Raw genomic sequence first — 22,660 nt, 5'->3', positions numbered from 1 at the left:
ATCCGCCGGCCCTGCCGGCTTAAATACTTCGTTTAAAACGGAACGTCGTCCGTGGCAGAAACAAAGCGGGCGACCACTTTCTTGGTGCCTGCCTTCTCAAAGTCCACTTCAAGCTTGTCGCCCTCGATGCCGGTGATGGCGCCGTAGCCGAACTTCTGGTGGAACACCCGCTCCCCCAAGGTGAAGCTGGAGGTCGCGGTCAGGTCGATCACCTGGTGCTTGCTCTCTTTTGGCTGCGACAGGCCGCGCTGGCCCGCGCGGGCCTGCATCCGCTTCCAGCCGGGCGAGTTGTAGCCATCGGCCTGCGCCATTTTCTCTTCGATCGTTGAGCGCACCTGCCCGCCCGCCATCGCGCCGCCGGGCGCGGCAGCGCCATAGCCGCCGCCATAAAGGCCCGGGGGCGTCAGCACCTCGACATGCTCCTCCGGCAGCTCGTCAATGAAACGCGAGGGCAGCTGCGATTGCCATTGCCCGAACACCCGCCGGTTGCCGGCGAAAGATATGGTGCAGATCTGTTCGGCGCGGGTGATGCCGACATAGGCAAGGCGGCGCTCTTCCTCCAAGCCCTTCAGGCCGCTTTCGTCCATCGAGCGCTGCGAGGGGAACAGCCCGTCTTCCCAGCCCGGCAGGAAGACAGCGGGAAATTCCAGGCCCTTGGCCGCGTGCAGGGTCATGATCGAGACCTTCTCGTCCGCGTCCTGCTTGTCGTTGTCCATCACTAGGCTGACATGTTCGAGGAAGCCCTGCAGGTTCTCGAAAGATTCCAGCGCCTTGACCAATTCCTTGAGGTTTTCCAGACGGCCCGGCGCCTCAGGCGTCTTGTCGTTCTGCCACATGCCGGTGTAGCCGGACTCGTCCAGAATGATCTCAGCCAGTTCCATATGGGTCATGTCAGCGTCGCCGGCCATGCGGCCCCAGCGGGCGATGCCTTCGACCAGCTGACGCAGGGCGCCGCCGCCCTTGCCCTTGATCTGGCCGCTCTCGACTGCAAGCCGCGCACCCTCCACAAGTGAAACGCCATTTTCGCGGGCGATGCTTTGGATGGTCTGCTGCGCCTTGTCGCCAAGGCCGCGTTTCGGGGTGTTGACGATGCGCTCAAACGCCAGATCGTCGTCGGGCGAGACCACGACACGGAAATAGGCCATCGCATCGCGGATCTCCATCCGCTCATAAAAGCGCGGGCCGCCGATCACGCGGTACGGCAGGCCGATGGTCAGGAAGCGGTCCTCGAACGCGCGCATCTGGTGGGAGGCGCGCACCAGAATGGCCATCTGGTCTAGCCCCAAGGGAGCCTGGCCGCGGGTGCCGCGCTGCATCGATTCAATCTCTTCGCCGATCCAGCGGGCCTCTTCCTCGCCGTCCCAGTGGCCGATCAGACGGACTTTCTCGCCGTCACCGGCCTCGGTCCAGAGTTCTTTGCCCAAGCGGCCCTGATTGCCGCGGATCACGCCGCCGGCGGCCGCGAGGATATGGCCGGTGGAGCGGTAGTTCTGCTCCAGCCGGACCACCATAGCGCCGGGAAAATCCTTCTCAAACCGCAGGATGTTGCCAACCTCGGCGCCGCGCCAGCCATAGATCGACTGATCGTCATCGCCGACACAGCAGACGTTCTTATGCTTGCCCGCCAGCAGCCGCAGCCAGAGGTACTGGGCGACGTTGGTATCCTGGTATTCGTCCACCATGATGTAGCGGAACCAGCGCTGGTACTGCTCCAGCACGTCGGGGTGGTTCTGGAAAATCGTGACCATGTGCAAGAGCAGGTCGCCGAAATCCACCGCGTTCAGCTCGCGCAGGCGGGTTTGGTACTGGGCGTAGAACTCGGTGCCGCGGCTGTTATAGGCGCTGGCATCGCCTGCGGGCACCTTGTCCGGTGTCAGTGCGCGGTTTTTCCAGTCGTCGATGATGCCCGCCAGCATCCGCGCGGGCCAGCGCTTGTCGTCGATGCCCGCGGCCTGGATCAACTGCTTGAGCAGGCGGATCTGGTCGTCGGTGTCGAGAATGGTGAAGTTCGATTTCAGCCCCGCCAGCTCAGCGTGGCGGCGCAGCAGCTTGACGCAGATCGAATGGAAGGTGCCGAGCCACGGCATCCCTTCAACAGCCTGGCCCAGCATAGCGCCGACCCGCTCCTTCATCTCGCGCGCGGCCTTGTTGGTGAAAGTCACCGACAGGATCTCATTCGGGCGCGCCCGTCCGGTGCTGAGGAGATGCACGATGCGGGTGGTCAGCGCCTTGGTCTTGCCGGTGCCCGCGCCCGCCAGCATCAGCACCGGGCCGTCGAGGCATTCAACGGCCTCCCGCTGGGCGGGGTTGAGGCTGTCCAGATACGGCATCGGCCGCGCCTGCATGGCGCGGGCCGACAGCGAAGCGCCCTCAAAGGCGTCCATTTCGTCAAAACTGCTCATGGGCGCGATCTTAGCCTGATTCAAGCCTGGCGGAAAGAGGACGTTCACACTCTGTTCACCTGCCTTCCGCCACATCTTCAGGGCCCATTAGCGGCGGCTGTAAAGTGCTCAGCGGAAAGAAAGATTTCAGGAGTCTTACGGGAGATTAACGGGACCGAAAGCAATCCCGGCTAGGGTCGCGGTTGCATACCGCCCCTTAACTTTACAGCACTTCAGGCGCAGAAAAATGAAGAAAAACTTGAGATCCAGCCTTGCTGAAAAGATCCGCAGCTTATCGCTGATCCTGGTCCTTGTCGCAGCCGCGGGCGCATCGGCCTGGGCTGTGTTTGCGGTCCCCACGCCCATCGTGGACCGGATGATCGAAAACGATCTGCGCAAGCAGTCGCAGCATTGGCAGCGCAGGGTGGTGCTGCACATGACAGACGTCGGGGACTCCTTTGAAGAGGGGCGGATCCGGCCCGCGGACGCCCAGGATCTGCTGCTGCTGCCAGAGGAGACGGACGTATTCCGGTTCCGCCTGCTGACCAGCGACGGGGAAATTTTCTGGTCCACCCGCAGCGAAGAGATCGGCGAGTATGAGACCAACGCCTTTTTCAGCACACAGGTCGCGCGCGGCGAGGTCTATTACATGCACGAGCCGCTGCCGGCCTACGAGGTGGATGGGTTCCCGCTGCAGTCCAACGGCTTTGACAGCAGCATCACGCGGGAGGTTGCGCAGGTCTATGTGCCGCTGATTCACAATGGTCAATTCGACGGTGCGATCGATTTCTACACCGATATCACCGACCTGAGGACGACGTTTATCCGCCGCGCCCAGCTGTCGCTGATTGTGCTGACTTCCATTGCGCTCTTGGCCATGACCATCGCCGTCTATGTGGTGTTCAGGACCAACCGGTTCAGCATGAACCAGATGCAGCAGCAGAACAAGAAAGAGCGCGGCATCCTGGATGAACAGCTGCGGCTGGCCCGCGAGGTGCAGCTGCTGGGGGAGCTGAACGAATGGCTTCAGTCAAGCCGCTCCCTGGATGAGCTGTTCGACATGGTTGCCCGTTTCATGACCCACATCCTGCCCACCGCCGAGGGCAGCATCTATGTCTACTCCAACTCCCGCGATGTGCTGGACGGCTGTGCCAGCTGGAACGGCGGCAGCCACAAGGATCACATCCACCCTGAGGAATGCTGGGGCCTGCGCCGGGGCCGCACCTATGAGTTCGGCACCTCTGAGATTGATTTCGTCTGCGAGCACGCGGAGCCGCATGACGGCCGGAGCTATTACTGCTTTCCGATCCTGGCGCATGGTGAAACCGTTGGCCTGATGCATCTGCGGGCGATCAAGGACGAATGCCCGGAGTTTGTCGGCACCAAGAAACTGGCGCAGATGTGCGCGGAGCAGATTTCAATGGCAATCGCAAACGTGCGGATGCGCGACCAGCTGCACGACCAGTCGGTGCGCGATCCGCTGACCGGACTGTTCAACCGCCGTCACATGACGGAAAGCCTGCGCAAGCTCATCGGCGCCAGCCAGAACAGCGGACGGCGGCTCAGCGTGGTGTCGATCGACGTCGACCACTTCAAGAAATTCAACGACAACCATGGCCATGATGCGGGCGATATGGTGCTGCGTGCGGTCGGCTCGGTGCTGGAACAGGCCTGCGACGGCGACGAGATCGCCTGCCGTCCCGGCGGCGAGGAGTTCACCCTGATTCTGCCTGGCCTGAGCCAGGAGGACGTGATGACCAAGGCTGAACTGCTGCGCCAAGGGGTTGAGGATGTGGTCGTCCGCTATGGTGAAAAGGCGCTGCCGCGGATCACCATTTCGCTGGGCGTGGCGCATTACCCGGCGCATGGCACCATGCCGCAGGATCTGCTGCGCGCCTCTGACGATGCGCTGTATGATGCCAAGGCCAAGGGCCGCAATCAGGTCTGCGTTGCGGATGGCGCAATCCCTGCCCCGCGCAATCCGGCGGTGCAGGCCGCGGGCGCCCCGGAACCGCAGGACAAGGATGCCGCGGCCTAGGCCGCAGCCGGGCGCCCGGAAGCCGTGACAGGCGCCGGGCGCTTTTTCTTGCACTCTGCCGCCCGCCGCGTACCAATGCGTGCATGGATTTGCATCAAAGATACCCGGGCCTTAACGATCTGAGAGACCGCGCCCGGGCCCGGCTGCCGCGTTTCGTCTGGGACTATCTGGACAGCGGCACCGGCGGCGAGGCCGCCAAGGCACGTAACCGCACCGGGCTGGACCGGGTGCGGTTTCTTCCGTCCATCCTGCACGGACCGATGGAGCCGGACCTGAGGACTGAGTTCCTGGGCAAGCCGCAGGCCCTGCCGTTTGGCATCGCGCCCGTCGGCATGTCAGGACTGATCTGGCCGGATGCCGAGGCCATCCTGGCCCGCAGCGCCGCCGCGGCGGACATTCCCTTTTGCCTGTCAACCGTGGCCAGCCGCTCGCCCGAGGATCTGGCACCGCACCTGGGGGAGGACGCCTGGTTTCAGCTTTATCCTCCGAAGGATGAGGGCATCCGCACCGACCTGCTGGCGCGGGCCCGGGATGCGGGGTTCCGGACGCTGGTGCTGACGGTGGATGTTCCCGCCGCCTCGCGCCGGGAGCGGCAGACGCGCTCCGGCCTGACCCAGCCGCCGCGGCTGACCCCGCGGCTGCTGGCGCAGATCGCGATGCGGCCCGCCTGGGCGCTGGGGATGGCACGGCATGGGATGCCGCATATGCGGACGCTGGACAAATACATCTCCGGCGCGCAGGCAAACCTGCCGCCAACCGCCCATATCGGTTACCTGCTGCGCACCTCGCCCGATTGGAACTATGTGCAGTGGTTGCGCCGCAACTGGGACGGCCCGTTCATCATCAAGGGCGTGCAGCGGGCGCAGGATGCCAGACGGCTGGAAGAGGCCGGCGCCGATGCGGTCTGGATCTCCAACCACGGCGGCCGCCAGTTCGACGGCTGCCCCGCCGCAATAGACCTGCTGCCGGAGATCCGCGAGGCAGTGCGGATTCCGCTGATCTTCGACAGCGGAATCGAGGGCGGGCTGGACATCATCAGGGCACTGGCGCTGGGGGCGGATTTTGTCATGCTGGGCCGCGCCTACCATTATGCGCTGGCAGCGCTTGGCGCTGACGGCCCGGCGCATCTGACCGATGTTCTGGCCAAGGACATGCAGGCCAATATGAGCCAGCTGGGAACGCCGGATCTGGCGGCCCTTCGATCCCTGGAACCGCGTCTTTTGACGGCGGGGTGAACCGCCGCCCGCGTCAGGCTGTCTTCTCCAGCCGCTCAAAGGCGGCGAGAAAGTCGCGCACGACCTGCCGCACGGCGGTTTCGCTGCCGCGGTCGGGGCTGTTGATCGGGATCAGGTTTTGCAGCGCAAACACGTGCTTTTGCACGGCCCCCGGCAGCACGTGCGGTTCCGAGAAGGCCATCCGCCATTCGGGGAAGGCCCGGTATTCCGCCGGCTCGCTGACCAGCACCCGGATATTGCCGTGCCGCGGGTCGGCACTGATGCGGTGAAACAGCGCAGCCAGCGCTTGTGCCGGGCCTTCGATCACCTGCAGGAACCACCCCTTGTGGCCGACCAGCATGCCGGTCACTTCGGCGGCAGCGTTGGTTTTCTGCGCTTTCTCGACGATTACGGCCAGATCTGTGCTGGTCATGCCGCCCGCAGCCTGGCTGACGTAGATAATACGGTGCATCTTTACTCTCCTTTGCAGCAGCCGGCACCGGGCGCGGCTGGTTTGATGAGGGCAAGCAATTGAACCCAAGCCTGTTTTCAGTCTAACCGCGCAATCGCCCGCTGCCTCTGTACCGGAAGGTCAGGTCCTGGCTCTTTGGTTGCGCAAATCCCTGCATTTCTGACCCAAAGTTGAGCACGCCATCCTAAAGCGGTGCACCCCCGGCTGCCGCTTTCCGGCCCTGCCGCGCTCATCAGCCGGCGCGGGGCCCGTTACAAAGCGGAAAAAACCGGCATCCGGTATGTAACAAAAATCCAAAAACAGGCCGCTTGAGAGCGCAATCATGCCGGAAATACCCAGAACTACGGTTGTGCGGATCGCTAATATCCGCCTAACACTGCACCAACTTGCACGGACCCCGAGGGTGAAATGACCGACTTCAAAAAGATCCTGATTGCCAACCGTGGCGAGATCGCGATCCGCGTGATGCGCGCCGCCAACGAGATGGGCAAGCGCACCGTCGCCGTCTATGCCGAGGAAGACAAACTCGGCCTGCACCGGTTCAAGGCGGACGAAGCCTACCGGATCGGCGAAGGCATGGGGCCGGTTGCGGCCTATCTGTCGATCGACGAGATCATCCGCGTCGCCAAGGAAAGCGGCGCCGATGCGATCCACCCCGGCTACGGCCTGTTGTCCGAGAACCCGGAGTTCGTTGACGCCTGCGCCCGCAACGGCATCACCTTCATCGGCCCCAAGGCGGAAACTATGCGCGCGCTTGGCGACAAGGCCTCCGCCCGCAAGGTGGCGATCGCGGCCGGCGTGCCGGTTATTCCCGCGACCGAAGTGCTGGGCGACGACATGGACGCGATCCGCAAGGAAGCGGCCGAGATCGGCTATCCCTTGATGCTGAAGGCCTCCTGGGGCGGCGGCGGCCGCGGCATGCGTCCGATCCACGCCGAGAAGGAGCTGGAAGAAAAGGTGCTGGAAGGCCGCCGCGAGGCGGAAGCCGCATTCGGCAACGGCGAGGGGTATCTGGAGAAGATGATCACCCGCGCCCGCCACGTCGAGGTGCAGATCCTGGGCGACAAGGACGGCAACATCTATCACCTTTATGAGCGGGACTGTTCGGTCCAGCGCCGCAACCAGAAAGTGGTTGAGCGTGCCCCTGCCCCGTACCTGAGCGACACGCAGCGCGCCGAGCTGTGCGACCTGGGCCGCAAGATCTGCCAGCATGTGAACTATGAGTGCGCAGGCACCGTCGAATTCCTGATGGATATGGAATCCGGCAACTTCTACTTCATCGAAGTGAACCCGCGGGTGCAGGTGGAGCATACCGTGACCGAAGAGGTCACCGGCATCGACATCGTGCAGGCGCAGATCCTGATCGCCGAGGGCAAGACCATTGCCGAGGCCACCGGCAAGGCCAGCCAGGACGATATCCGCCTGAACGGCCACGCGCTGCAGACGCGCGTCACCACCGAGGATCCGCTGAACAACTTCATCCCGGACTACGGCCGCATCACCGCCTACCGCTCTGCGACCGGCATGGGCATCCGCCTGGACGGCGGCACCGCATATGCGGGCGGCGTGATCACCCGGTATTACGACTCGCTGCTGACCAAGGTGACCGCCTGGGCGCCGACGCCCGAGAAGGCGATTGCCCGCATGGACCGCGCGCTGCGCGAATTCCGGGTCCGCGGCGTCAGCACCAACATCGCGTTTGTCGAGAACCTGCTGAAGCACCCGACCTTCCTGTCGAATGAATACACCACCAAGTTCATCGACGAGACCCCGGACCTGTTCCAGTTCAAGAAGCGCCGCGACCGCGGCACCAAGGTGCTGACCTATATCGCGGACATCACCGTGAACGGCCACCCGGAGACCGAAGGCCGCCCGGCGCCCGCTGCCGACCTGAAAGAGCCGCGCGCGCCCAAGGCGGAGCCGGGCAACCTGCCCTATGGCACCCGCAACCTGCTGGAGCAGAAAGGCGCGCAAGCCGTTGCCGACTGGATGAAGGCGCAGCGCCAGCTGCTGCTCACCGACACCACCATGCGCGACGGCCACCAGTCGCTGCTTGCGACCCGGATGCGCTCGATCGACATGATCAAGGTGGCGCCGGCCTATGCGCAGAACCTCAGCCAGCTGTTCTCGGTCGAGTGCTGGGGCGGTGCGACCTTTGACGTGGCCTACCGCTTCTTGCAGGAATGCCCGTGGCAGCGTCTGCGCGACCTGCGCGAGCGGATGCCGAACCTGATGACCCAGATGCTGCTGCGCGCCTCCAACGGCGTCGGCTACACCAACTATCCGGACAACGTAGTGCGGGAGTTCGTGCGCCAAGCGGCCACGACCGGTGTCGACGTGTTCCGCGTCTTCGACTCGCTGAACTGGGTCGAGAACATGCGCGTCGCGATGGACGCGGTGGTCGAGAGCGGCAAGGTCTGCGAAGGCACCATCTGCTATACCGGCGACATCCTGGACCCGAACCGCGCCAAGTACGGCCTCAAGTACTATGTCGGCATGGCCAAGGAGCTGGAAGCCGCAGGCGCCCACATCCTGGGCCTGAAGGACATGGCAGGCCTCTTGAAGCCCGCCGCCGCCCGCCAGCTGGTCAAGGCGCTGAAAGAAGAAGTCGGCCTGCCGGTCCACTTCCACACCCACGACACCTCCGGCGTGGCGGGTGCCACCATTCTGGCGGCAGCTGATGCCGGCGTCGATGCGGTGGATGCGGCCATGGACGCCTTCTCGGGCGGCACCTCGCAGCCCTGCCTCGGCTCCATCGTGGAGGCGCTGCGCAACACCGACCGCGACACCGGCATCGACATCGCCAAGGTGCGCGAGATCTCCGGCTACTGGGAACAGGTGCGGGCGCAGTACGTGGCGTTCGAGAGCGGCCTGCAGGCCCCGGCCTCAGAGGTTTATCTGCACGAAATGCCGGGCGGCCAGTTCACCAACCTGAAGGCGCAGGCGCGCTCGCTGGGGCTGGAAGAGAAATGGGCCGATGTGGCGCAGACCTATGCTGACGTGAACCAGATGTTCGGCGACATCGTCAAGGTGACCCCGTCCTCCAAGGTGGTTGGCGACATGGCTCTGATGATGGTCAGCCAGGGCCTGACCCGTGCGCAGGTCGAGGATCCCGCCACCGACGTGGCCTTCCCCGACTCGGTTGTTGACATGATGCGCGGCAACCTGGGCCAGCCCCCGGGCGGCTTCCCCGAGGGCATCGTCAGCAAGGTTCTGAAAGGCGAGGCACCGAACACCGAACGCCCCGGCGCGCATCTGGAGCCGGTCGACCTGGAAGCGGTCCGTGCCGATCTGTCCAAGCAGCTGGAAGGCTTCAAGGTCGATGACGAGGATCTGAACGGCTACCTGATGTATCCCAAGGTGTTCCTGGACTACATGGGCCGCCACCGCCAGTACGGCCCGGTGCGCACCCTGCCGACCCGGACCTTCTTCTACGGCATGGAGCCGGGCGAGGAGATCACTGCCGAGATCGACCCGGGCAAAACCCTGGAAATCCGCCTGCAGGCCATCTCCGAAACCGACGAGAAGGGCGAGGTGAAGGTCTTCTTTGAACTCAACGGCCAGCCCCGCGTGATCCGGGTGCCGAACCGTCTGGTCAAGGCTTCAACCCAGGCCAACCCCAAGGCGGAAGCGGGCAACCCCAACCACGTCGGCGCGCCGATGCCGGGTGTTGTCGCATCGGTTGCGGTGCAGGCAGGCCAGCAGGTGCATGAAGGCGACATGCTGCTGACCATCGAAGCGATGAAGATGGAAACCGGCATCCACGCCGAGCGCGACGCGGTTGTGAAGGCGGTGCATGTTCAGGCCGGCGGCCAGATCGACGCCAAGGACCTGCTGGTCGAGCTGGAATAAGCTGCTAGGCGGATCTGAAACAAGGGCGTCCTGCCAGTGGCAGGGCGCCCTTTTCATTGCGCGGCGGAACCGGAATTCTGCGAGAATTCCGGCCAGTTTTCCGGCGCGGAAAACTGGGGGCTTCGCCCGCCTGCGAAGCCAGAAAATCCTCGCAGGATTTTTGGCCGTTTCCCGCGCCGGGAAACGGTCTGCCGCAAGGTTTCAGACACGCAACGCCGCAGGCTCCGGCAAGGTCACGGTTTCGACCTGCACAGGCTTGATCACATTAATCCTTCCCGCCCAGCTGTCCGCCTGCGGTGGCTTGCTGTGCGCCAGCAGCCCAAGGCCAATCGCGGCACAGAGGCTGCCAATCCGCAGGAAATCCTTGCAAAGCATCCTATCAATCTCCCCTGACAATCCGGTCTTTGAGGATGAAACGCGCGTCTTGCGCCGTTCCGTCGCGGTCGGTGCGGATTTTTTTCTCCTGCTGCCGATTTTCCTCTTGCAGCCTGGCCCCCAAAACCCTATTTCACCGCTCACCGGATGGCAGCGCGGGCGTAGCTCAGGGGTAGAGCATTACCTTGCCAAGGTAAGGGTCGTGAGTTCGAATCTCATCGCCCGCTCCATCGGGAAACGGACAGGCCGCCCTTCGGGGCGGCCTTTCGCTTTTGCCGGTTTGCCCCTACTCTGGCCCGGTGCGGAATCCCTTGTGCGGAATCACCTTTCCGCCTAGGAACAGAGCAAGAACGCGAAAAAAACACGGGCGGAGCAGAATGCTGACATCGGTAGAACTATGCGCAGGTGCGGGCGGCCAGGCCCTTGGGCTGGAAAAGGCAGGCTTTGACCACACGGCGCTGGTTGAGATCGACAAGCACTGCTGTGCCACCCTGCGCCACAACCGGCCGCAGTGGAACGTGCTGGAAGAGGACGTGCGCAAGTTCAAGGAGGTTGCGGGCGACTACAAGGGCATCGACCTTTTGGCCGGCGGTCTGCCCTGCCCGCCGTTTTCCGTCGCGGGCAAGCAGCTGGGCGAGAAGGACGAGCGCAACCTGTTCGATGACGCGATCGAGATTGTCGACGCCACCCGCCCCCGTGCGGTGATGATCGAGAATGTGCGCGGCTTTCTGGATGCGGTGTTCCATGACTACCGCGAGAAGCTGAAGAAGCAGCTGTCGAAACTGGGCTATGAGACCGATTGGCGGCTGCTCAATGCCTCCGACTTCGGGGTGCCGCAGCTGCGGCCGCGGGTGGCGATTGTCGCCCTGCGCAAGGAATTCGCAGGTCAGTTCAACTGGCCCGAGCCGCTGCCGCACAACCCGCCGACCGTGGGTGCCACCCTGATCGACCTGATGAAGGAACGCGGCTGGCGCGGGGCCGATGACTGGGCCGCCAAGGCGGATGAGATCGCGCCAACCATCGTTGGCGGCTCCAAGAAACATGGCGGCCCCGACCTGGGCCCGACCCGCGCACGGCGCGCCTGGGCGGCTTTGGGCGTTGAGGGCCGCACCATCGCGAACGAGGCGCCGGATCCGTTCCACAACGACATGCCGCGGCTGACGGTGCGGATGGTCGCGCGCATTCAGGGCTTCCCGGATGCCTGGCATTTCACAGGTGCCAAGACCAATGCCTACCGCCAGGTCGGCAACGCCTTCCCGCCGCCGGTGGCCGAAGCCGTGGCGCGGGAACTGAAGGCGGCGATTGCCAAGCCGAAGCTGCATGCTGTGCGAGCGTAGCAACAGAGCGTTAAGGGCAGTGCCCGGCCGCGGGCGGAAACGAAGTGCCCGCCCATGGGGGCGGTCGGGCACTGCCCGGCGTGCCGCCGGGCGGGAGATCCTCATTTGAAACAGAAGCTCCCAGACAGCCTTGTCCTTCCCGGCCATCCGGATTTCGGCATCCTTTTCCCGCTGGCAGAAGAAATCACCACCCGTGCGGGCGGCGCCTTGGCGCTGGAATATGATGTGCCGCAAATGCTGCGGCAGTGCATTGATGATGTGATCATGACGCCCAAGACCGGGCGGCGCGCTTATGAAGAGCTGGAGAAGACCGAAAAGACCTATATCGGCACCCGGGTCGAGATCGAGCTGCGGGCGCTGCTGCGCTTGCGCAAGGGGCGGCTGGATACTGAGATCCTGGGCCAGGATGTCGACATCAAGCACACCATGGGCGGCAACTGGATGATCCCGACCGAGGCGATTGATTGCGCCTGCCTGCTGGTCGCCGCGGATGAGGTGCGGGCGCGCTGCTATCTGGGTCTGATCGTGGCCCGGCCTGAGTATTTGACCGCGGGGCAAAACAAGGACGCCAAGCGCAGCATCTCCGCCGAGGGGTTCCGCCATATCCTGTGGCTGCTGAAGGATCAGCCCTACCCTGCCAATTTCTGGCGGACTGCGGATGAGGCGGCGGTGGAGCAGATCTTTGCAGGTGAGACTGGCAACGATCGGATGGCGCGGCTGTTCCGGCTGATTCAGGGCCGCCCGGTGCCGCGCGACGTGGTGGAGGCGGTGGCGCAGCAGAAGGACTTTATGCGCCGCATCCGGGCCGATGGCGGCCACGGCACCCGCGACATGCTGGCGCGCGAGCAGATCGTGCTGCTGGAAGGCCAGAAGGATGCCCAGCTGATCAAGGCGCTGGGTCTGCCGCCCTGCCCGGCCAGCGCGTTTATTTCCTGCCGGATTGAAAGCAGCTACCATGCCCGCATGGTGGAGCAATCCAGGCACAAGTTGGAATGGCCGACAAGCTGACACCGGAACGGCGCAGCGCCAATATGGCGAAGATCCGCGCCAAGCACACCAAGCCCGAAATGCTGGTGCGGCGGATGGTGCACGGGATGGGCTTTCGCTACCGGCTGCACCGCAAAGACCTGCCCGGCAAGCCGGACCTGGTGTTCGGGCCGCGCCGCAAGGTGATTTTTGTGCATGGCTGTTTCTGGCACCTGCATGAGTGCCGCGACGGGCGCATTCCGGCCAGCCGCCGCGATTACTGGGAGCCCAAGCTACGGCGCAATGTTCAGCGCGACGCAGAGCAAGAGGCGGCATTGCAGGCAGCGGGCTGGCAGGTACTGACGATCTGGGAATGCGAAACCAAGGATCGCGCGGCCTTGAAAAACCGCCTCGCGGACTTTCTGAAATCCACAGAATAACGCTTATCCACAGATACTTGCGCGGTTCTGAAAATTTCCTCTTGCAGCCCGTTTGGGAAAACCCTAAACACCGCTTCACCGAATGGCAGCGCGGGCGTAGCTCAGGGGTAGAGCATTACCTTGCCAAGGTAAGGGTCGTGAGTTCGAATCTCATCGCCCGCTCCATTCGAAAGCCGAAAAGGCCGTCCCTCGGGGCGGCCTTTCGCTTTTTGGCCCGGCGGCGCCGGCGGCATTTTCTTCATCAGACTGTCACTTTCCGCTTGCAGCCTCCTGCCGGATTTCCTATTCACCGCCTCACCGGATGGCAGCGCGGGCGTAGCTCAGGGGTAGAGCATTACCTTGCCAAGGTAAGGGTCGTGAGTTCGAATCTCATCGCCCGCTCCATCGGGAAACGAACAGGCCGTCCTTCGGGGCGGCCTTTCGCTTTTTCCGGCACCGGGTTTGGACGCACCCTGAAATTTGATCAAATTCCCTTTGACGCGCGCCGCAAAACACGCCAAAGCTACTGCAAAACAGCCCCTGCGGCAGGTCATTGTAGGAGTTTGGACATGGCCCCTGTCATCTATCCCACCACCAATTTCACCGCGACCGAGCAGCTGTGCCTGGACCGCGGCGAAGGCATCTATGTCTATGACACGGACGGCAACAAATACATCGAAGGCCTGGCGGGCCTGTGGTGCACCTCGCTGGGCTACAGCAACACCGAGGTGATGGATGCGATCACCGATCAGCTTCACAAGCTGCCGTTCTCGCACACCTTCGGCGGCAAGACTCATGAGCCGATCATGAAGCTGGCCGAGAAGCTCAAGGCGATGGTGCCGGTGGAGGATGCCTATATCTTTTTTGGCAACTCCGGCTCGGACGCCAACGACACCCACTACAAGATGCTGCGCTATTACTTCAACGCCATCGGCAAGCCGGAGAAGCGCAAGATCATCACCCGCGAGCGCGGCTATCACGGGGTGACCGTGGCGGCCGGTTCGCTGACCTCCCTGCCCGCGAACCTGGCCCACTTCGACGCGCCGCTGGAGGCGCTGCATATCCTGCGCTCCGACGCGCCGCATTATTACACCGGCCGCCAGGGCAACGAGACCGAGGAGCAGTTCGTCGACCGGATCATCAGCAATCTGGAAGAGCAGATTCTGGCCGAAGACCCCGACACCATCGCCGCGATGATCGTCGAGCCGATCACCGGCGCGTCCGGCGTGATCGTGCCGCCGGAAGGGTACTATGAGAAGCTGCAAGCGCTCTTGCGCAAGCATGGCATCCTGGTCTGGGCCGATGAGGTGATCTGCGGCTTCGGGCGCACCGGGGCGGATTTCGGCTGCACCACCATGGGCATCAAGCCGGACCTGATGACCTTTGCCAAGCAGCTGAGCTCGGCCTATTTCCCGATCTCGGCCTCTGTGATCCCCGGCTGGATGTATGAGGCGATGATCGCGCAGACCAATGAAGTCGGCGTGTTCGGCCACGGCTACACCTACTCCGGCCACCCGGCGGCCTGCGCCGCAGCACTGAAGACGCTGGAGATCTACGAGCGCGACAACCTGTTCGAGCACGCCGCCGAAGTGGGGGCCTACATGCAGGCGCAGCTGCGCGAGGTGTTCAGCAGCCATCCGCTGGTTGGCGAGGTCCGCGGCAAGGGCCTGATCGCGGCGCTGGAGCTGGTATCGAACAAGACCACCGGCGCGAGCTTTGGCAAGGGGGCCGCGGGTGCCGCCGCGCAGAAGGCCTGCCAGGACAACGGGCTGATCCTGCGGGCAGTCGCCGGCAACGCACTGGCGCTGTGCCCGCCGCTGATCATCACCAAGGCAGAAGTGGACGACATGCTGGCCCGGATGAAGACCGCGGTAGATACGGCTTATGCAGAATTGCAGGACAAAGGCCTGATTGCTGCCTGACCAGCCTGTACTGGGAAGGAAAAACGCCCCGCACTGCGGGGCGTTTTGCTGTCTGCCTCTTGGCTGCCGGTGGCCTCAGAACACCTTGTAGGTCATCGTGGTCAGCGACCGCTCAATCCCTTCGATCTGCAGCAACTGGTCGTTGATGTATTTGCCCACATCCTCGCCGCTGGGGATGTAGAGCTTCATCAGCAGGTCGAAATTGCCGCTGGTGGAGTAGAGTTCGGAGTGGATTTCCCGCAGCGCAATCTCTTCGGCCACCTTGTAGGTGGTGCCGGGCTTGCAGCGGATCTGGACAAAGACGCAGGTGGACATGGGAGGCCCTCATGGCTGATCAGGAATTTGCGCCCAAGCTCGCACGCGCCGCATCCGGGCGCAAGAGACCGGGATGGGACCGGGATTGCTGCAACAGATTGCCCTGCTTGCACAATGCCGCACTTGAGCCAGCCCCCCTGCCCGCCCTATAAGCGCCGGGGCAGAACCAAAGTTCTTGCAGCATGACGAAGGAAAAGCCGCTGATGCGTACCGCCAAAGTGACCCGCAAGACCGCGGAAACCGATATCTCGGTCGAAATCAATCTCGACGGCACCGGGGTTTACGACAACCAGACCGGCGTCGGCTTTTTCGACCACATGCTGGACCAGCTGGCGCGCCATTCGCTGATCGACATGACCATCCGGGCCAAGGGCGATTACCACATCGACGACCACCACACGGTGGAGGACACCGGCATCGCGCTGGGTCAGGCGCTGGTGCAAGCGCTGGGGGACAAGAAGGGCATCCGCCGCTATGGCGAGTGCCACCTGCCGATGGATGACGCCCAGGTGCGCTGCGCGCTGGACCTGTCGGCGCGCCCGTTCCTGATTTGGAACGTTGAGCTGCCCACCCAGAAGATCGGCGCGTTCGACACCGAGCTGGTGCGGGAGTTCTTCCAAGCCCTGAGCACCCACGGCGGCATCACCCTGCACATCGACCAGCTGCACGGGTTCAACAGCCATCACATTGCCGAGGCGGCGTTCAAGGCTGTCGCGCGCGCGCTGCGGCTGGCGGTGGAAACCGACCCGCGCAAGGCGGATGCGATTCCCTCCACCAAGGGTGCACTCTGACATGCTGACGGCAATTATCGACTACGAATCCGGCAACCTGCACTCCGCCGAGAAGGCGTTCCAGCGCATGGCGCGGGAAGTGGATGCGGGCGAGGTCGTGGTGACCTCCGACGCCGATGTGGTTGCGCGTGCCGACCGGCTGGTGTTGCCCGGCGACGGCGCCTTTCCGGCCTGTGCGGCGGAACTGCGCGGCCACAAGGGCATCTATGACGCGATGGTTGAGGCGGTGGAGCAGAAAGGCCGTCCGTTCCTGGGCATCTGCGTCGGCATGCAGCTGATGGCGACCACCGGGCACGAGTATCAGGACACTCCGGGTTTGGGGTGGGTCGGCGGCGATGTCGTGAAGATCACGCCGGCAGACCCGGCGCTGAAGGTGCCGCACATGGGCTGGAACGATCTGGTGATCGACCATGCGCACCCGGTATTTGACGGCATCCAGAGCGGCGATCACGTGTATTTCGTGCACTCCTACCACTTCCGCGTGGCCAATCCGGCGGAACGGCTGGCGCATGTGGATTATGCCGGCGACGTGACCGCAGTCATTGGCCGGGACACGATGGTGGGCATGCAGTTTCATCCGGAGAAAAGCCAGGCCACCGGGCTGCGGATGATCGGAAACTTCCTGACCTGGAAACCGTAAGGGGACGGCGCTGACGCGCCGTTGCCTCCGGCGGGAGTATTTGGGGAAAGATGAAAGCCGCGGCGCTCAGGCGGCAGCCGTCCTCAGCGAAACCGGCGCCACGCCATAGGCCTTGCGGAAAGCACGCGTGAAGCCTTCGGGGCTGGTGTAGGCATAGCGGCGGGCCACCGCCTCCACCCTGTCGCCGCGCGCGAGATCCTGATGCGCCAGGATCAGCCGCCAGCGGCGCAGGTAGCCCATCGGGGTTTCGCCCACCTCTGCAGCGAACAGCTCGGCAAAGCGTGAGAGCGACAATCCCGCCTCCTGCGCCAGATCGGCATTGGTCCAGAGCCTGCCGGGGTGATCATGCATCGCGACGATGGCCCGGCTGAGGCGCGGATCGGCGAGGCCCGCCAGAAGACCCGGCTCTGTCGCCCCCTTCTGGATCTGATTACGCAACAGGCGCACCATCAGCACCTCGCCCAGCCGGTTGATCACCGACTGCGCGCCGCAGTGCTGGCCCTCGGCTTCCTCCTGCATGAGCCGCACCAGCCCCTGGGCTTCGGCATTGCCGGCGATGCCGTAGTCCACCAGCTGCGGCAAGGCGGCCAGAAACGGGTTGCTCTGCCCCGACCACTCCACCCGCGCGGACCACATGACCGTGGCCGGATCCAGCTCCTGCATCGCCCCTTTGGTGCAGTAGAGAATGCGCACCGGCGCGCCGGTGCTGTCCGCCAGCGCTGCCAGATTGGCCTCCCCCGGTCCGGCCGCCTGCACGGCCAGCTGAAAGCGGTCCATCAATGTGGTGAGGCGATCCATAATTCCGGGGTTCCCGTCAGGTTTTTCGGATTTATGCGACAGTAAACTGCGCGATACCTTTGGGCAAGCACCACCACCACTCACATCACACAAATGGAGCGTCACTATGCTGATCCCCCGCCAGAAGACCCCGGACCTGACCCTGCCGACGCTGGACCACGGCCAGTTTGACCTGTCGGCGGAAAACGCCGAGCGCGGCACCGTGATCTGCTTTTACCGCGGCCTGCACTGCCCGATCTGCGCGACCTACCTGAAGGAATTCGAGAAAAAGGTTGCGGCCTTTGCCGAGCGCGGCGTCGACTGCATCGCGATCAGCTCCGACGGCGAGGAGCGCACCCGCGCGATGGCCGACAAGATCGGGGCCAAGGAACTGCGGTTCGGCTATGACCTGCCGCTGTCCGTGGCCAGGGAATGGGGGCTTTATATCTCAACCTCGCGCGGCAAGACCTCGATCGGGATCGAGGAGCCGGAGCTGTTCTCCGAGCCCGGCCTGTTCATGGTGACGCCGGAGCAGACGCTGTACTATGGCTCGGTCCAGAGCATGCCGTTTGTGCGCCCGCATTTCGCGGAGCTGGTGGCGGCGTTGGATTTTGCGATCCCCAATAACTACCCGGCGCGCGGCGAATACACTGGTGAGGTCTAAGCGTCACAGCTGCCGCAGGGGCCGGTGCAATTCGCCGGATTGAACAATAGACAAGGGGTCCGCTTCGATGCATACGGGGCGGACCTTTTGTCACTGCGGCAGCCCCCATTGCACATCCGTTTCGAGAAATACGACCACGCCGACGGCAAGCACCGCTATTGCTTGCTGAGCCTGACGCCGACGCTGTTCGGCGACTGGTGTGTTGAGCGTGTCTCGGGGCCGCTGAACGCTCCGGGCGGGGCGCAGAAGCGGACCTATTTTGCAGGCCATGCCGAGGCGCTGGCGATTTTCGAAGGCTTCCGGGACCGGCAGCTGAAACGCGGTTATGCGCCGATCCCGGTGCAGCTGGGGCTGCTGTAAAGCCCCCGCCGGACTTACTTGATCCGGGTCCAGGTCTGTTTCGAGCAGATCAGCCCGCCCGCCACGCAGCCGCGCAAGGCTAAGGAGCTGCCTGCCAGATCCATCTTGCCGATGTAGACCTTGTTGTTGGACGGCCGCCAGACCTTGCCCTCGTAGGAGCCGTCGCCGTTCGGCAACATGTCGATCACCAGCGTCTTGCCGAGGTTCGGGGACTTGTACTCCCCCTCGCTGTTGAAGGTGCGGGCGATCTTGCCGCAGACGGCAGCACCGCATTTAGCCATCTGGACATGGGCATAGGAGCCGTCGTCGGGCTGGGTCTTCCAGACACCCAGAACCGGATCCGCCGATGCGGCGCCTGCCAAACCCAGTGCCAGCGCGACGCCTGCCAATAGATGTTTCATTCCATTTCCTCCCTGTTTTCAGGCAGCCTGTCCCTGATGCGCCGCTTCTGGCAAGGTTGACTTCGGGTCGCGTTGCAATCTGCCCTCGCGTTGTGCAAAACACCGCCAGCTTGATTTCACGAAGGACCGCCCGGATGATCCTCTACCCCGCGATTGACCTCAAAGACGGCCAGGCCGTGCGCCTGCTGCATGGCGAGATGGACAAGACCACCGTGTTCAACGACAACCCCGCCGCCCAGGCGCTGGAGTTTGTCGAGGCGGGCTGCGAGTGGCTGCACCTGGTGGACCTGAACGGCGCCTTTGCCGGCGAGCCGGTGAACGCCGCGCCAGTCGAGGAGATCCTGAAGCAGACAAAGGTGCCCGCGCAGCTGGGCGGCGGTATCCGCGACATGGCCACCATCGAGCGCTGGATTGATAAGGGCCTGGCGCGGGTCATCCTGGGCACCGTGGCGGTGGAGAATCCGGGCCTGGTGCGTGAGGCGGCGCGGGAATTCCCCGGCAAGGTCGCAGTCGGCATCGACGCCCGCAACGGCAAGGTCGCGACCAAGGGCTGGGCCGAGGAGACCGATTTCATGGTCACCGACCTCGCCAAGTCGTTTGAGGACGCGGGCGTTGCCGCGATCATCTATACCGACATCCTGCGCGACGGCGCGATGAAGGGCCCTAATGTCGAGGCGACTGCCGATCTGGCCAATGCGGTCAGCATCCCGGTGATCGCGTCCGGCGGCGTGTCCTCGCTGGAGGACCTGCGGGCGCTGAAATCCTGCGGTGCGCCGCTCAATGGTGCGATTTCGGGCCGGGCGCTCTATGATGGCGCCATCGACTTGAAAGAGGCGCTGGCGGTTCTGAAGGCCTGACGCCCCGCCCCGGTCTGATCCGGCGAAGGGAAAATTCATGCGCCTTGTCCGCCGAATCCTCGCGACGCTGACCATAGGGCCGATTGTCCTGTGGCTTCTGTGCATTGCCTTCGTGATGCTGCTGGGGTTCGGCTTTGATTGCGAAATCCACGAAGGCTTTGCCAACCCCTGCGTGGTGCTGGGCCATGACCTGAGCGAGACCGCCTATACTGCGGGCGTCCTGGCCGCCTGGGGGCCGCTGATCTTTGGCCCGGTCACGATGGGCGCAGGGCTGTTGTGGGCCATTGCGATCGTGATTGACCGCCACCGGTCCCGCCCGCGCCGCTAAGGCACGGGCAGCCCGCGGGCGGTTTCCGCGGTTATTGCGCTGCCTTGGACGTCAGCTTGTCCAAGGCTCCCTGCATCTTGCCAATGAACGCTGCATCTGCCGGGATTTCGAGGCCCGACAGCATCTCAGCCGGGTCCTCATAGGTCAGCCAGACCTGGCCGTCCGCGTCCTCAAAAGCCAGCACCTTGAGCGGCAGATAGAGCCCTGCCCGCATGTCGGCCTGCATCGCCGGAGTGCCCAGCTTGGGATTGCCGAAGATCAGGAGCTGGGACGGGCTCAGCTCCAGCGCTGCGTTCTGCGCGCCTGCGGCATGGTCCACCCGGGCAAAGACGGTGGCGCCCGCGCCCTCAACCGCGGCCTCCAGCGCGTCCATGGTTTCACCGACGGATTTCTGGCTCTGCACGGTCACCAGTTCCGCGGCGGCAGGCAGTGCGGTGGCGAGGGCGATGGCTCCGGCAAGGAAAAAGGTCTTGGTCATAACAGCTGCTCCAAATTCAGGGACGTCTGATCATGATCGGGGCAACCGCTCCGGCCAGGCAATTCACAACTGCGAGACTGCACAGTTCCAGCGGTTTCGCGCGGATTGCACCCGTGCCCCGGACCAAAACGCGCAGACTCTGCCATATTTGTTGCGCTTACCGCGGGCTTTGCGTACCCACGGGGCCAAGCAGTTTGAAAGGCACGGCAACATGCTGAAGACCCGCATCATTCCCTGTCTCGACGTCGCCGACGGGCGCGTGGTCAAGGGTGTCAACTTTGTCGGCCTGCGCGACGCGGGCGATCCGGTGGAATCGGCCAAGGCCTACGATGCGGCCGGCGCGGATGAGATCTGTTTCCTCGACATCCACGCGACCCATGAAAACCGCGGCACTATGTTCGACGTGGTGCAGCGCACCGCCGAGCAGTGCTTTGTGCCGCTGACCGTGGGCGGCGGGGTTCGCACCAAGGAAGATGTGCGCGCACTGCTTCTGGCAGGCGCCGACAAGGTCTCCTTCAACTCGGCCGCGGTGGCCAACCCGGATGTGATCGCCGAGGCCGCGGATCAGTTCGGCAGCCAGTGCATCGTCTGCGCCATTGACGCCAAGACCGTTGAGCCGGGCCGCTGGGAGATCTTCACCCACGGCGGCCGCAAACCGACCGGCATCGACGCGGTGGAGTTTGCCAAGCTGGTGACCGCCAAGGGCGCGGGGGAGATCCTGCTCACCTCGATGGACCGCGACGGCACCAAATCGGGTTTCAACCTGCCGTTGACCAAGGCCATTTCGGACGCGGTGGACGTGCCGGTGATTGCCTCCGGCGGCGTCGGCAACCTCGATCACCTGGTGGAGGGCGTGACCAAGGGCGGCGCCAGCGCGGTGCTCGCGGCCTCGATCTTCCACTTCGGCGAATACACCATCCAGGAAGCCAAGGAACACATGGCCGCCGCCGGCATCCCGATGCGGCTGAACTGAGGGGCATGCGATGAGCTTTCTGCACGATCTTGAAGCCACCATCCTGTCCCGCAAGGGCGCAGATCCGGACACCAGCTGGACCGCCAAGCTGCTGGCCAAGGGGCCGGAGAAATGCGCCGAGAAATTCGGTGAGGAAGCCATTGAGGCCATCATCGAGGCGGTAAAGGGCGACAAGGCGGGGCTCGCCTCCGAAGGGGCCGATGTGCTCTATCATTTCCTGGTGATGCTGGCCGCCCGCGATGTGGCGCTGGATGACGTTTTGCAGGTGCTGGCGGAACGCCAAGGCCTCAGCGGCATCGCCGAGAAGGCCAGCCGCCCCAAGGGCTGACACCCGGGCCAGGCGGCGGGTCAAGGGAGGCGCAGCCTCCGCGCGCCAGCGCGGCTTGCCCTTGACGCGCACTCTGAAACACACTCGGCAAGGCCCTTGAGGGCACTCCTGCCCCTCAAGGGCTTCTCAGCCTAAAATCTGCGCCGCGCAGCGGCGCCGGGCCCAACCGTGGAGGCCGTCCGGCAGGACGGCGGGAACGGGCGGGAGCGCCCTGCCCGGCCGCAGACATCACAGCTTCGAGGAAATGATTCCGGTGGCAAAGCCGCCCATGCGCAACTCGCCGAACAGCCGCTGGTATTCGATCTTGGGACAGCGGTTCTGGATTACGGTGACGCCGCGCGCCTCGGCCTTGGCAGCGGCCTCTGCGTGCTCGACCCCGATTTGCATCCACACGGTCTTCAGCCCGGGAAACGCCTCCAGCGCCTCGTCCACAATCGGCGGCACCGCTTCGGAACGGCGGAAGATGTCGACCATATCCACCGGCGCGTCTATCTCCGAGAGGCTGGCATGCACTGTCTCGCCGAACAGCCGCTTGCCCGCATGGCCCGGGTTCACCGGGATCACCCGGTAGCCCTTGAGGCCCAGGTAGCGTGCCACATAGTAACTCGGCCGCACCGGGTTCATCGAGACGCCGACCACCGCAACCACCTTGGTGCGCTGCAGAACCTTTTTCAGATGCTCATCACTGTAATCAGTCATGCCGCGCACCCTAGCCTTGCCGCACAGCGCCGCAAAGCCGGATTCGCCGTACGCGAACAAAAATGCGCCCGGA

Annotated in this window: 23 protein-coding genes and 3 tRNA genes; 18 read left to right on the top strand and 8 right to left on the bottom strand. The window is 64.0% G+C overall.

Annotation, left to right across the window (positions count from 1 at the left end; all coding sequences use genetic code 11):
• Positions 1 to 32: 32 nt before the first annotated feature.
• Entirely contained in the window at positions 33 to 2,402 is a 2,370-nt protein-coding gene (locus tag AC4HIX_RS11570; protein WP_490399101.1) for an ATP-dependent helicase, read from the bottom strand.
• 226 nt (positions 2,403 to 2,628) lie between these two features.
• Here AC4HIX_RS11570 and AC4HIX_RS11565 point away from each other — a divergent pair, with 226 nt between their 5' ends.
• Both AC4HIX_RS11565 and AC4HIX_RS11560 read left to right on the top strand, forming a co-directional pair.
• Positions 2,629 to 4,419 (top strand): sensor domain-containing diguanylate cyclase, encoded by a 1,791-nt coding sequence (locus tag AC4HIX_RS11565; RefSeq protein WP_490399100.1) that lies wholly within the window; start codon positions 2,629 to 2,631, stop codon positions 4,417 to 4,419.
• 83 nt (positions 4,420 to 4,502) lie between these two features.
• Complete coding sequence (locus tag AC4HIX_RS11560; protein ID WP_490399099.1) at positions 4,503 to 5,654, top strand: alpha-hydroxy acid oxidase; 1,152 nt, start codon at positions 4,503 to 4,505, stop codon at positions 5,652 to 5,654.
• Positions 5,655 to 5,667: 13 nt separating this feature from the next.
• Here AC4HIX_RS11560 and AC4HIX_RS11555 read toward each other — a convergent pair whose 3' ends face one another.
• Positions 5,668 to 6,105 (bottom strand): BLUF domain-containing protein, encoded by a 438-nt coding sequence (locus AC4HIX_RS11555; protein WP_490399098.1) that lies wholly within the window; start codon positions 6,103 to 6,105, stop codon positions 5,668 to 5,670.
• Between the two features lie 408 nt (positions 6,106 to 6,513).
• Between AC4HIX_RS11555 and AC4HIX_RS11550 the strand changes: the two genes are divergently transcribed.
• Positions 6,514 to 9,957, top strand: a complete 3,444-nt coding sequence (locus AC4HIX_RS11550; protein WP_490399097.1) for a pyruvate carboxylase — start codon at positions 6,514 to 6,516, stop codon at positions 9,955 to 9,957.
• A 201-nt stretch (positions 9,958 to 10,158) separates the two neighbouring features.
• On the opposite strand, the gene AC4HIX_RS11545 is transcribed toward AC4HIX_RS11550, so the two are convergent.
• On the bottom strand, positions 10,159 to 10,332 hold the full coding sequence (locus AC4HIX_RS11545) for a hypothetical protein (protein ID WP_475046526.1): 174 nt from the start codon (positions 10,330 to 10,332) through the stop codon (positions 10,159 to 10,161).
• 155 nt (positions 10,333 to 10,487) lie between these two features.
• Between AC4HIX_RS11545 and AC4HIX_RS11540 the strand changes: the two genes are divergently transcribed.
• The 7 genes from AC4HIX_RS11540 (at position 10,488) to AC4HIX_RS11510 (ending at position 14,976) form a co-directional block, all read left to right on the top strand.
• A tRNA-Gly gene (locus AC4HIX_RS11540) sits at positions 10,488 to 10,562 on the top strand.
• A 147-nt stretch (positions 10,563 to 10,709) separates the two neighbouring features.
• On the top strand, positions 10,710 to 11,669 hold the full coding sequence (locus AC4HIX_RS11535) for a DNA cytosine methyltransferase (RefSeq protein ID WP_366661516.1): 960 nt from the start codon (positions 10,710 to 10,712) through the stop codon (positions 11,667 to 11,669).
• 105 nt (positions 11,670 to 11,774) lie between these two features.
• Positions 11,775 to 12,677, top strand: a complete 903-nt coding sequence (locus AC4HIX_RS11530) for a NaeI family type II restriction endonuclease (RefSeq protein WP_490399096.1) — start codon at positions 11,775 to 11,777, stop codon at positions 12,675 to 12,677.
• The gene (locus tag AC4HIX_RS11525) at positions 12,662 to 13,075 is read left to right on the top strand and encodes a very short patch repair endonuclease (RefSeq protein ID WP_490399095.1); all 414 of its coding nucleotides are present in this window, start codon (positions 12,662 to 12,664) and stop codon (positions 13,073 to 13,075) included. Before AC4HIX_RS11530 ends, AC4HIX_RS11525 begins: the two co-directional genes overlap by 16 nt.
• A gap of 90 nt (positions 13,076 to 13,165) precedes the next feature.
• A tRNA-Gly gene (locus AC4HIX_RS11520) sits at positions 13,166 to 13,240 on the top strand.
• A gap of 144 nt (positions 13,241 to 13,384) precedes the next feature.
• A tRNA-Gly gene (locus AC4HIX_RS11515) sits at positions 13,385 to 13,459 on the top strand.
• Positions 13,460 to 13,623: 164 nt separating this feature from the next.
• A complete protein-coding gene (locus tag AC4HIX_RS11510; RefSeq protein ID WP_490399094.1) occupies positions 13,624 to 14,976 on the top strand; it encodes an aminotransferase in 1,353 nt (450 codons plus the stop codon).
• Positions 14,977 to 15,051: 75 nt separating this feature from the next.
• Here the strand turns inward: AC4HIX_RS11510 and AC4HIX_RS11505 are convergent, their stop codons facing one another.
• Entirely contained in the window at positions 15,052 to 15,291 is a 240-nt protein-coding gene (locus AC4HIX_RS11505) for an Lrp/AsnC family transcriptional regulator (RefSeq protein WP_027236986.1), read from the bottom strand.
• A 203-nt stretch (positions 15,292 to 15,494) separates the two neighbouring features.
• On the opposite strand from AC4HIX_RS11505, the gene hisB reads away from it, so the two are divergent.
• Positions 15,495 to 16,082 (top strand): imidazoleglycerol-phosphate dehydratase HisB, encoded by a 588-nt coding sequence (gene hisB / locus AC4HIX_RS11500; protein ID WP_027236985.1) that lies wholly within the window; start codon positions 15,495 to 15,497, stop codon positions 16,080 to 16,082.
• Position 16,083: 1 nt separating this feature from the next.
• Positions 16,084 to 16,722 (top strand): imidazole glycerol phosphate synthase subunit HisH, encoded by a 639-nt coding sequence (hisH, locus tag AC4HIX_RS11495; protein WP_490399093.1) that lies wholly within the window; start codon positions 16,084 to 16,086, stop codon positions 16,720 to 16,722.
• Positions 16,723 to 16,788: 66 nt separating this feature from the next.
• On the opposite strand, the gene AC4HIX_RS11490 is transcribed toward hisH, so the two are convergent.
• Positions 16,789 to 17,520, bottom strand: a complete 732-nt coding sequence (locus AC4HIX_RS11490; protein ID WP_490399092.1) for an AraC family transcriptional regulator — start codon at positions 17,518 to 17,520, stop codon at positions 16,789 to 16,791.
• Positions 17,521 to 17,626: 106 nt separating this feature from the next.
• Between AC4HIX_RS11490 and AC4HIX_RS11485 the strand changes: the two genes are divergently transcribed.
• Both AC4HIX_RS11485 and AC4HIX_RS11480 read left to right on the top strand, forming a co-directional pair.
• On the top strand, positions 17,627 to 18,163 hold the full coding sequence (locus tag AC4HIX_RS11485; RefSeq protein ID WP_490399091.1) for a peroxiredoxin-like family protein: 537 nt from the start codon (positions 17,627 to 17,629) through the stop codon (positions 18,161 to 18,163).
• A gap of 108 nt (positions 18,164 to 18,271) precedes the next feature.
• Complete coding sequence (locus AC4HIX_RS11480) at positions 18,272 to 18,523, top strand: WGR domain-containing protein (protein WP_058284404.1); 252 nt, start codon at positions 18,272 to 18,274, stop codon at positions 18,521 to 18,523.
• 14 nt (positions 18,524 to 18,537) lie between these two features.
• Here AC4HIX_RS11480 and AC4HIX_RS11475 read toward each other — a convergent pair whose 3' ends face one another.
• Positions 18,538 to 18,924 carry a DUF2147 domain-containing protein gene (locus AC4HIX_RS11475; RefSeq protein WP_490399090.1) on the bottom strand — a complete coding sequence of 129 codons (387 nt, stop codon included), beginning with the start codon at positions 18,922 to 18,924 and terminating at the stop codon, positions 18,538 to 18,540.
• Between the two features lie 134 nt (positions 18,925 to 19,058).
• Between AC4HIX_RS11475 and hisA the strand changes: the two genes are divergently transcribed.
• On the top strand, positions 19,059 to 19,781 hold the full coding sequence (gene hisA / locus AC4HIX_RS11470) for a 1-(5-phosphoribosyl)-5-[(5-phosphoribosylamino)methylideneamino]imidazole-4-carboxamide isomerase (protein ID WP_490399089.1): 723 nt from the start codon (positions 19,059 to 19,061) through the stop codon (positions 19,779 to 19,781).
• A 37-nt stretch (positions 19,782 to 19,818) separates the two neighbouring features.
• A complete protein-coding gene (locus AC4HIX_RS11465; protein WP_490399088.1) occupies positions 19,819 to 20,109 on the top strand; it encodes a hypothetical protein in 291 nt (96 codons plus the stop codon).
• A 31-nt stretch (positions 20,110 to 20,140) separates the two neighbouring features.
• Here AC4HIX_RS11465 and AC4HIX_RS11460 read toward each other — a convergent pair whose 3' ends face one another.
• Complete coding sequence (locus AC4HIX_RS11460) at positions 20,141 to 20,587, bottom strand: DUF302 domain-containing protein (RefSeq protein ID WP_490399087.1); 447 nt, start codon at positions 20,585 to 20,587, stop codon at positions 20,141 to 20,143.
• 211 nt (positions 20,588 to 20,798) lie between these two features.
• Between AC4HIX_RS11460 and hisF the strand changes: the two genes are divergently transcribed.
• Positions 20,799 to 21,560, top strand: coding sequence for an imidazole glycerol phosphate synthase subunit HisF (gene hisF / locus AC4HIX_RS11455; RefSeq protein ID WP_421054587.1), 762 nt, complete (start codon positions 20,799 to 20,801; stop codon positions 21,558 to 21,560).
• A gap of 10 nt (positions 21,561 to 21,570) precedes the next feature.
• A complete protein-coding gene (locus AC4HIX_RS11450; RefSeq protein ID WP_490399086.1) occupies positions 21,571 to 21,888 on the top strand; it encodes a phosphoribosyl-ATP diphosphatase in 318 nt (105 codons plus the stop codon).
• Between the two features lie 228 nt (positions 21,889 to 22,116).
• Here the strand turns inward: AC4HIX_RS11450 and AC4HIX_RS11445 are convergent, their stop codons facing one another.
• A complete protein-coding gene (locus AC4HIX_RS11445; RefSeq protein WP_490399085.1) occupies positions 22,117 to 22,587 on the bottom strand; it encodes a CoA-binding protein in 471 nt (156 codons plus the stop codon).
• Positions 22,588 to 22,660 lie beyond the last annotated feature (73 nt).

This window comes from Leisingera sp. (assembly GCF_982940295.1).
This window is presented reverse-complemented; position numbering and strand designations above follow the sequence as displayed.

What these genes read in the sequence shown, in the direction of transcription:
- AC4HIX_RS11450 (WP_490399086.1), top strand. Translation starts at nt 21,571, where the DNA reads ATGAGCTTTCTGCACGATCTTGAAGCCACCATCCTGTCCCGCAAGGGC.
- hisA (WP_490399089.1), top strand. Translation starts at nt 19,059, where the DNA reads ATGATCCTCTACCCCGCGATTGACCTCAAAGACGGCCAGGCCGTGCGC.
- AC4HIX_RS11490 (WP_490399092.1), bottom strand. Translation starts at nt 17,520, where the DNA reads ATGGATCGCCTCACCACATTGATGGACCGCTTTCAGCTGGCCGTGCAG.
- AC4HIX_RS11460 (WP_490399087.1), bottom strand. Translation starts at nt 20,587, where the DNA reads ATGACCAAGACCTTTTTCCTTGCCGGAGCCATCGCCCTCGCCACCGCA.
- AC4HIX_RS11560 (WP_490399099.1), top strand. Translation starts at nt 4,503, where the DNA reads ATGGATTTGCATCAAAGATACCCGGGCCTTAACGATCTGAGAGACCGC.
- AC4HIX_RS11465 (WP_490399088.1), top strand. Translation starts at nt 19,819, where the DNA reads ATGCGCCTTGTCCGCCGAATCCTCGCGACGCTGACCATAGGGCCGATT.
- AC4HIX_RS11525 (WP_490399095.1), top strand. Translation starts at nt 12,662, where the DNA reads ATGGCCGACAAGCTGACACCGGAACGGCGCAGCGCCAATATGGCGAAG.
- AC4HIX_RS11555 (WP_490399098.1), bottom strand. Translation starts at nt 6,105, where the DNA reads ATGCACCGTATTATCTACGTCAGCCAGGCTGCGGGCGGCATGACCAGC.
- AC4HIX_RS11485 (WP_490399091.1), top strand. Translation starts at nt 17,627, where the DNA reads ATGCTGATCCCCCGCCAGAAGACCCCGGACCTGACCCTGCCGACGCTG.
- AC4HIX_RS11565 (WP_490399100.1), top strand. Translation starts at nt 2,629, where the DNA reads ATGAAGAAAAACTTGAGATCCAGCCTTGCTGAAAAGATCCGCAGCTTA.
- AC4HIX_RS11475 (WP_490399090.1), bottom strand. Translation starts at nt 18,924, where the DNA reads ATGAAACATCTATTGGCAGGCGTCGCGCTGGCACTGGGTTTGGCAGGC.
- AC4HIX_RS11550 (WP_490399097.1), top strand. Translation starts at nt 6,514, where the DNA reads ATGACCGACTTCAAAAAGATCCTGATTGCCAACCGTGGCGAGATCGCG.
- hisF (WP_421054587.1), top strand. Translation starts at nt 20,799, where the DNA reads ATGCTGAAGACCCGCATCATTCCCTGTCTCGACGTCGCCGACGGGCGC.
- AC4HIX_RS11505 (WP_027236986.1), bottom strand. Translation starts at nt 15,291, where the DNA reads ATGTCCACCTGCGTCTTTGTCCAGATCCGCTGCAAGCCCGGCACCACC.
- hisB (WP_027236985.1), top strand. Translation starts at nt 15,495, where the DNA reads ATGCGTACCGCCAAAGTGACCCGCAAGACCGCGGAAACCGATATCTCG.
- AC4HIX_RS11535 (WP_366661516.1), top strand. Translation starts at nt 10,710, where the DNA reads ATGCTGACATCGGTAGAACTATGCGCAGGTGCGGGCGGCCAGGCCCTT.
- AC4HIX_RS11510 (WP_490399094.1), top strand. Translation starts at nt 13,624, where the DNA reads ATGGCCCCTGTCATCTATCCCACCACCAATTTCACCGCGACCGAGCAG.
- hisH (WP_490399093.1), top strand. Translation starts at nt 16,084, where the DNA reads ATGCTGACGGCAATTATCGACTACGAATCCGGCAACCTGCACTCCGCC.
- AC4HIX_RS11570 (WP_490399101.1), bottom strand. Translation starts at nt 2,402, where the DNA reads ATGAGCAGTTTTGACGAAATGGACGCCTTTGAGGGCGCTTCGCTGTCG.
- AC4HIX_RS11445 (WP_490399085.1), bottom strand. Translation starts at nt 22,587, where the DNA reads ATGACTGATTACAGTGATGAGCATCTGAAAAAGGTTCTGCAGCGCACC.
- AC4HIX_RS11545 (WP_475046526.1), bottom strand. Translation starts at nt 10,332, where the DNA reads ATGCTTTGCAAGGATTTCCTGCGGATTGGCAGCCTCTGTGCCGCGATT.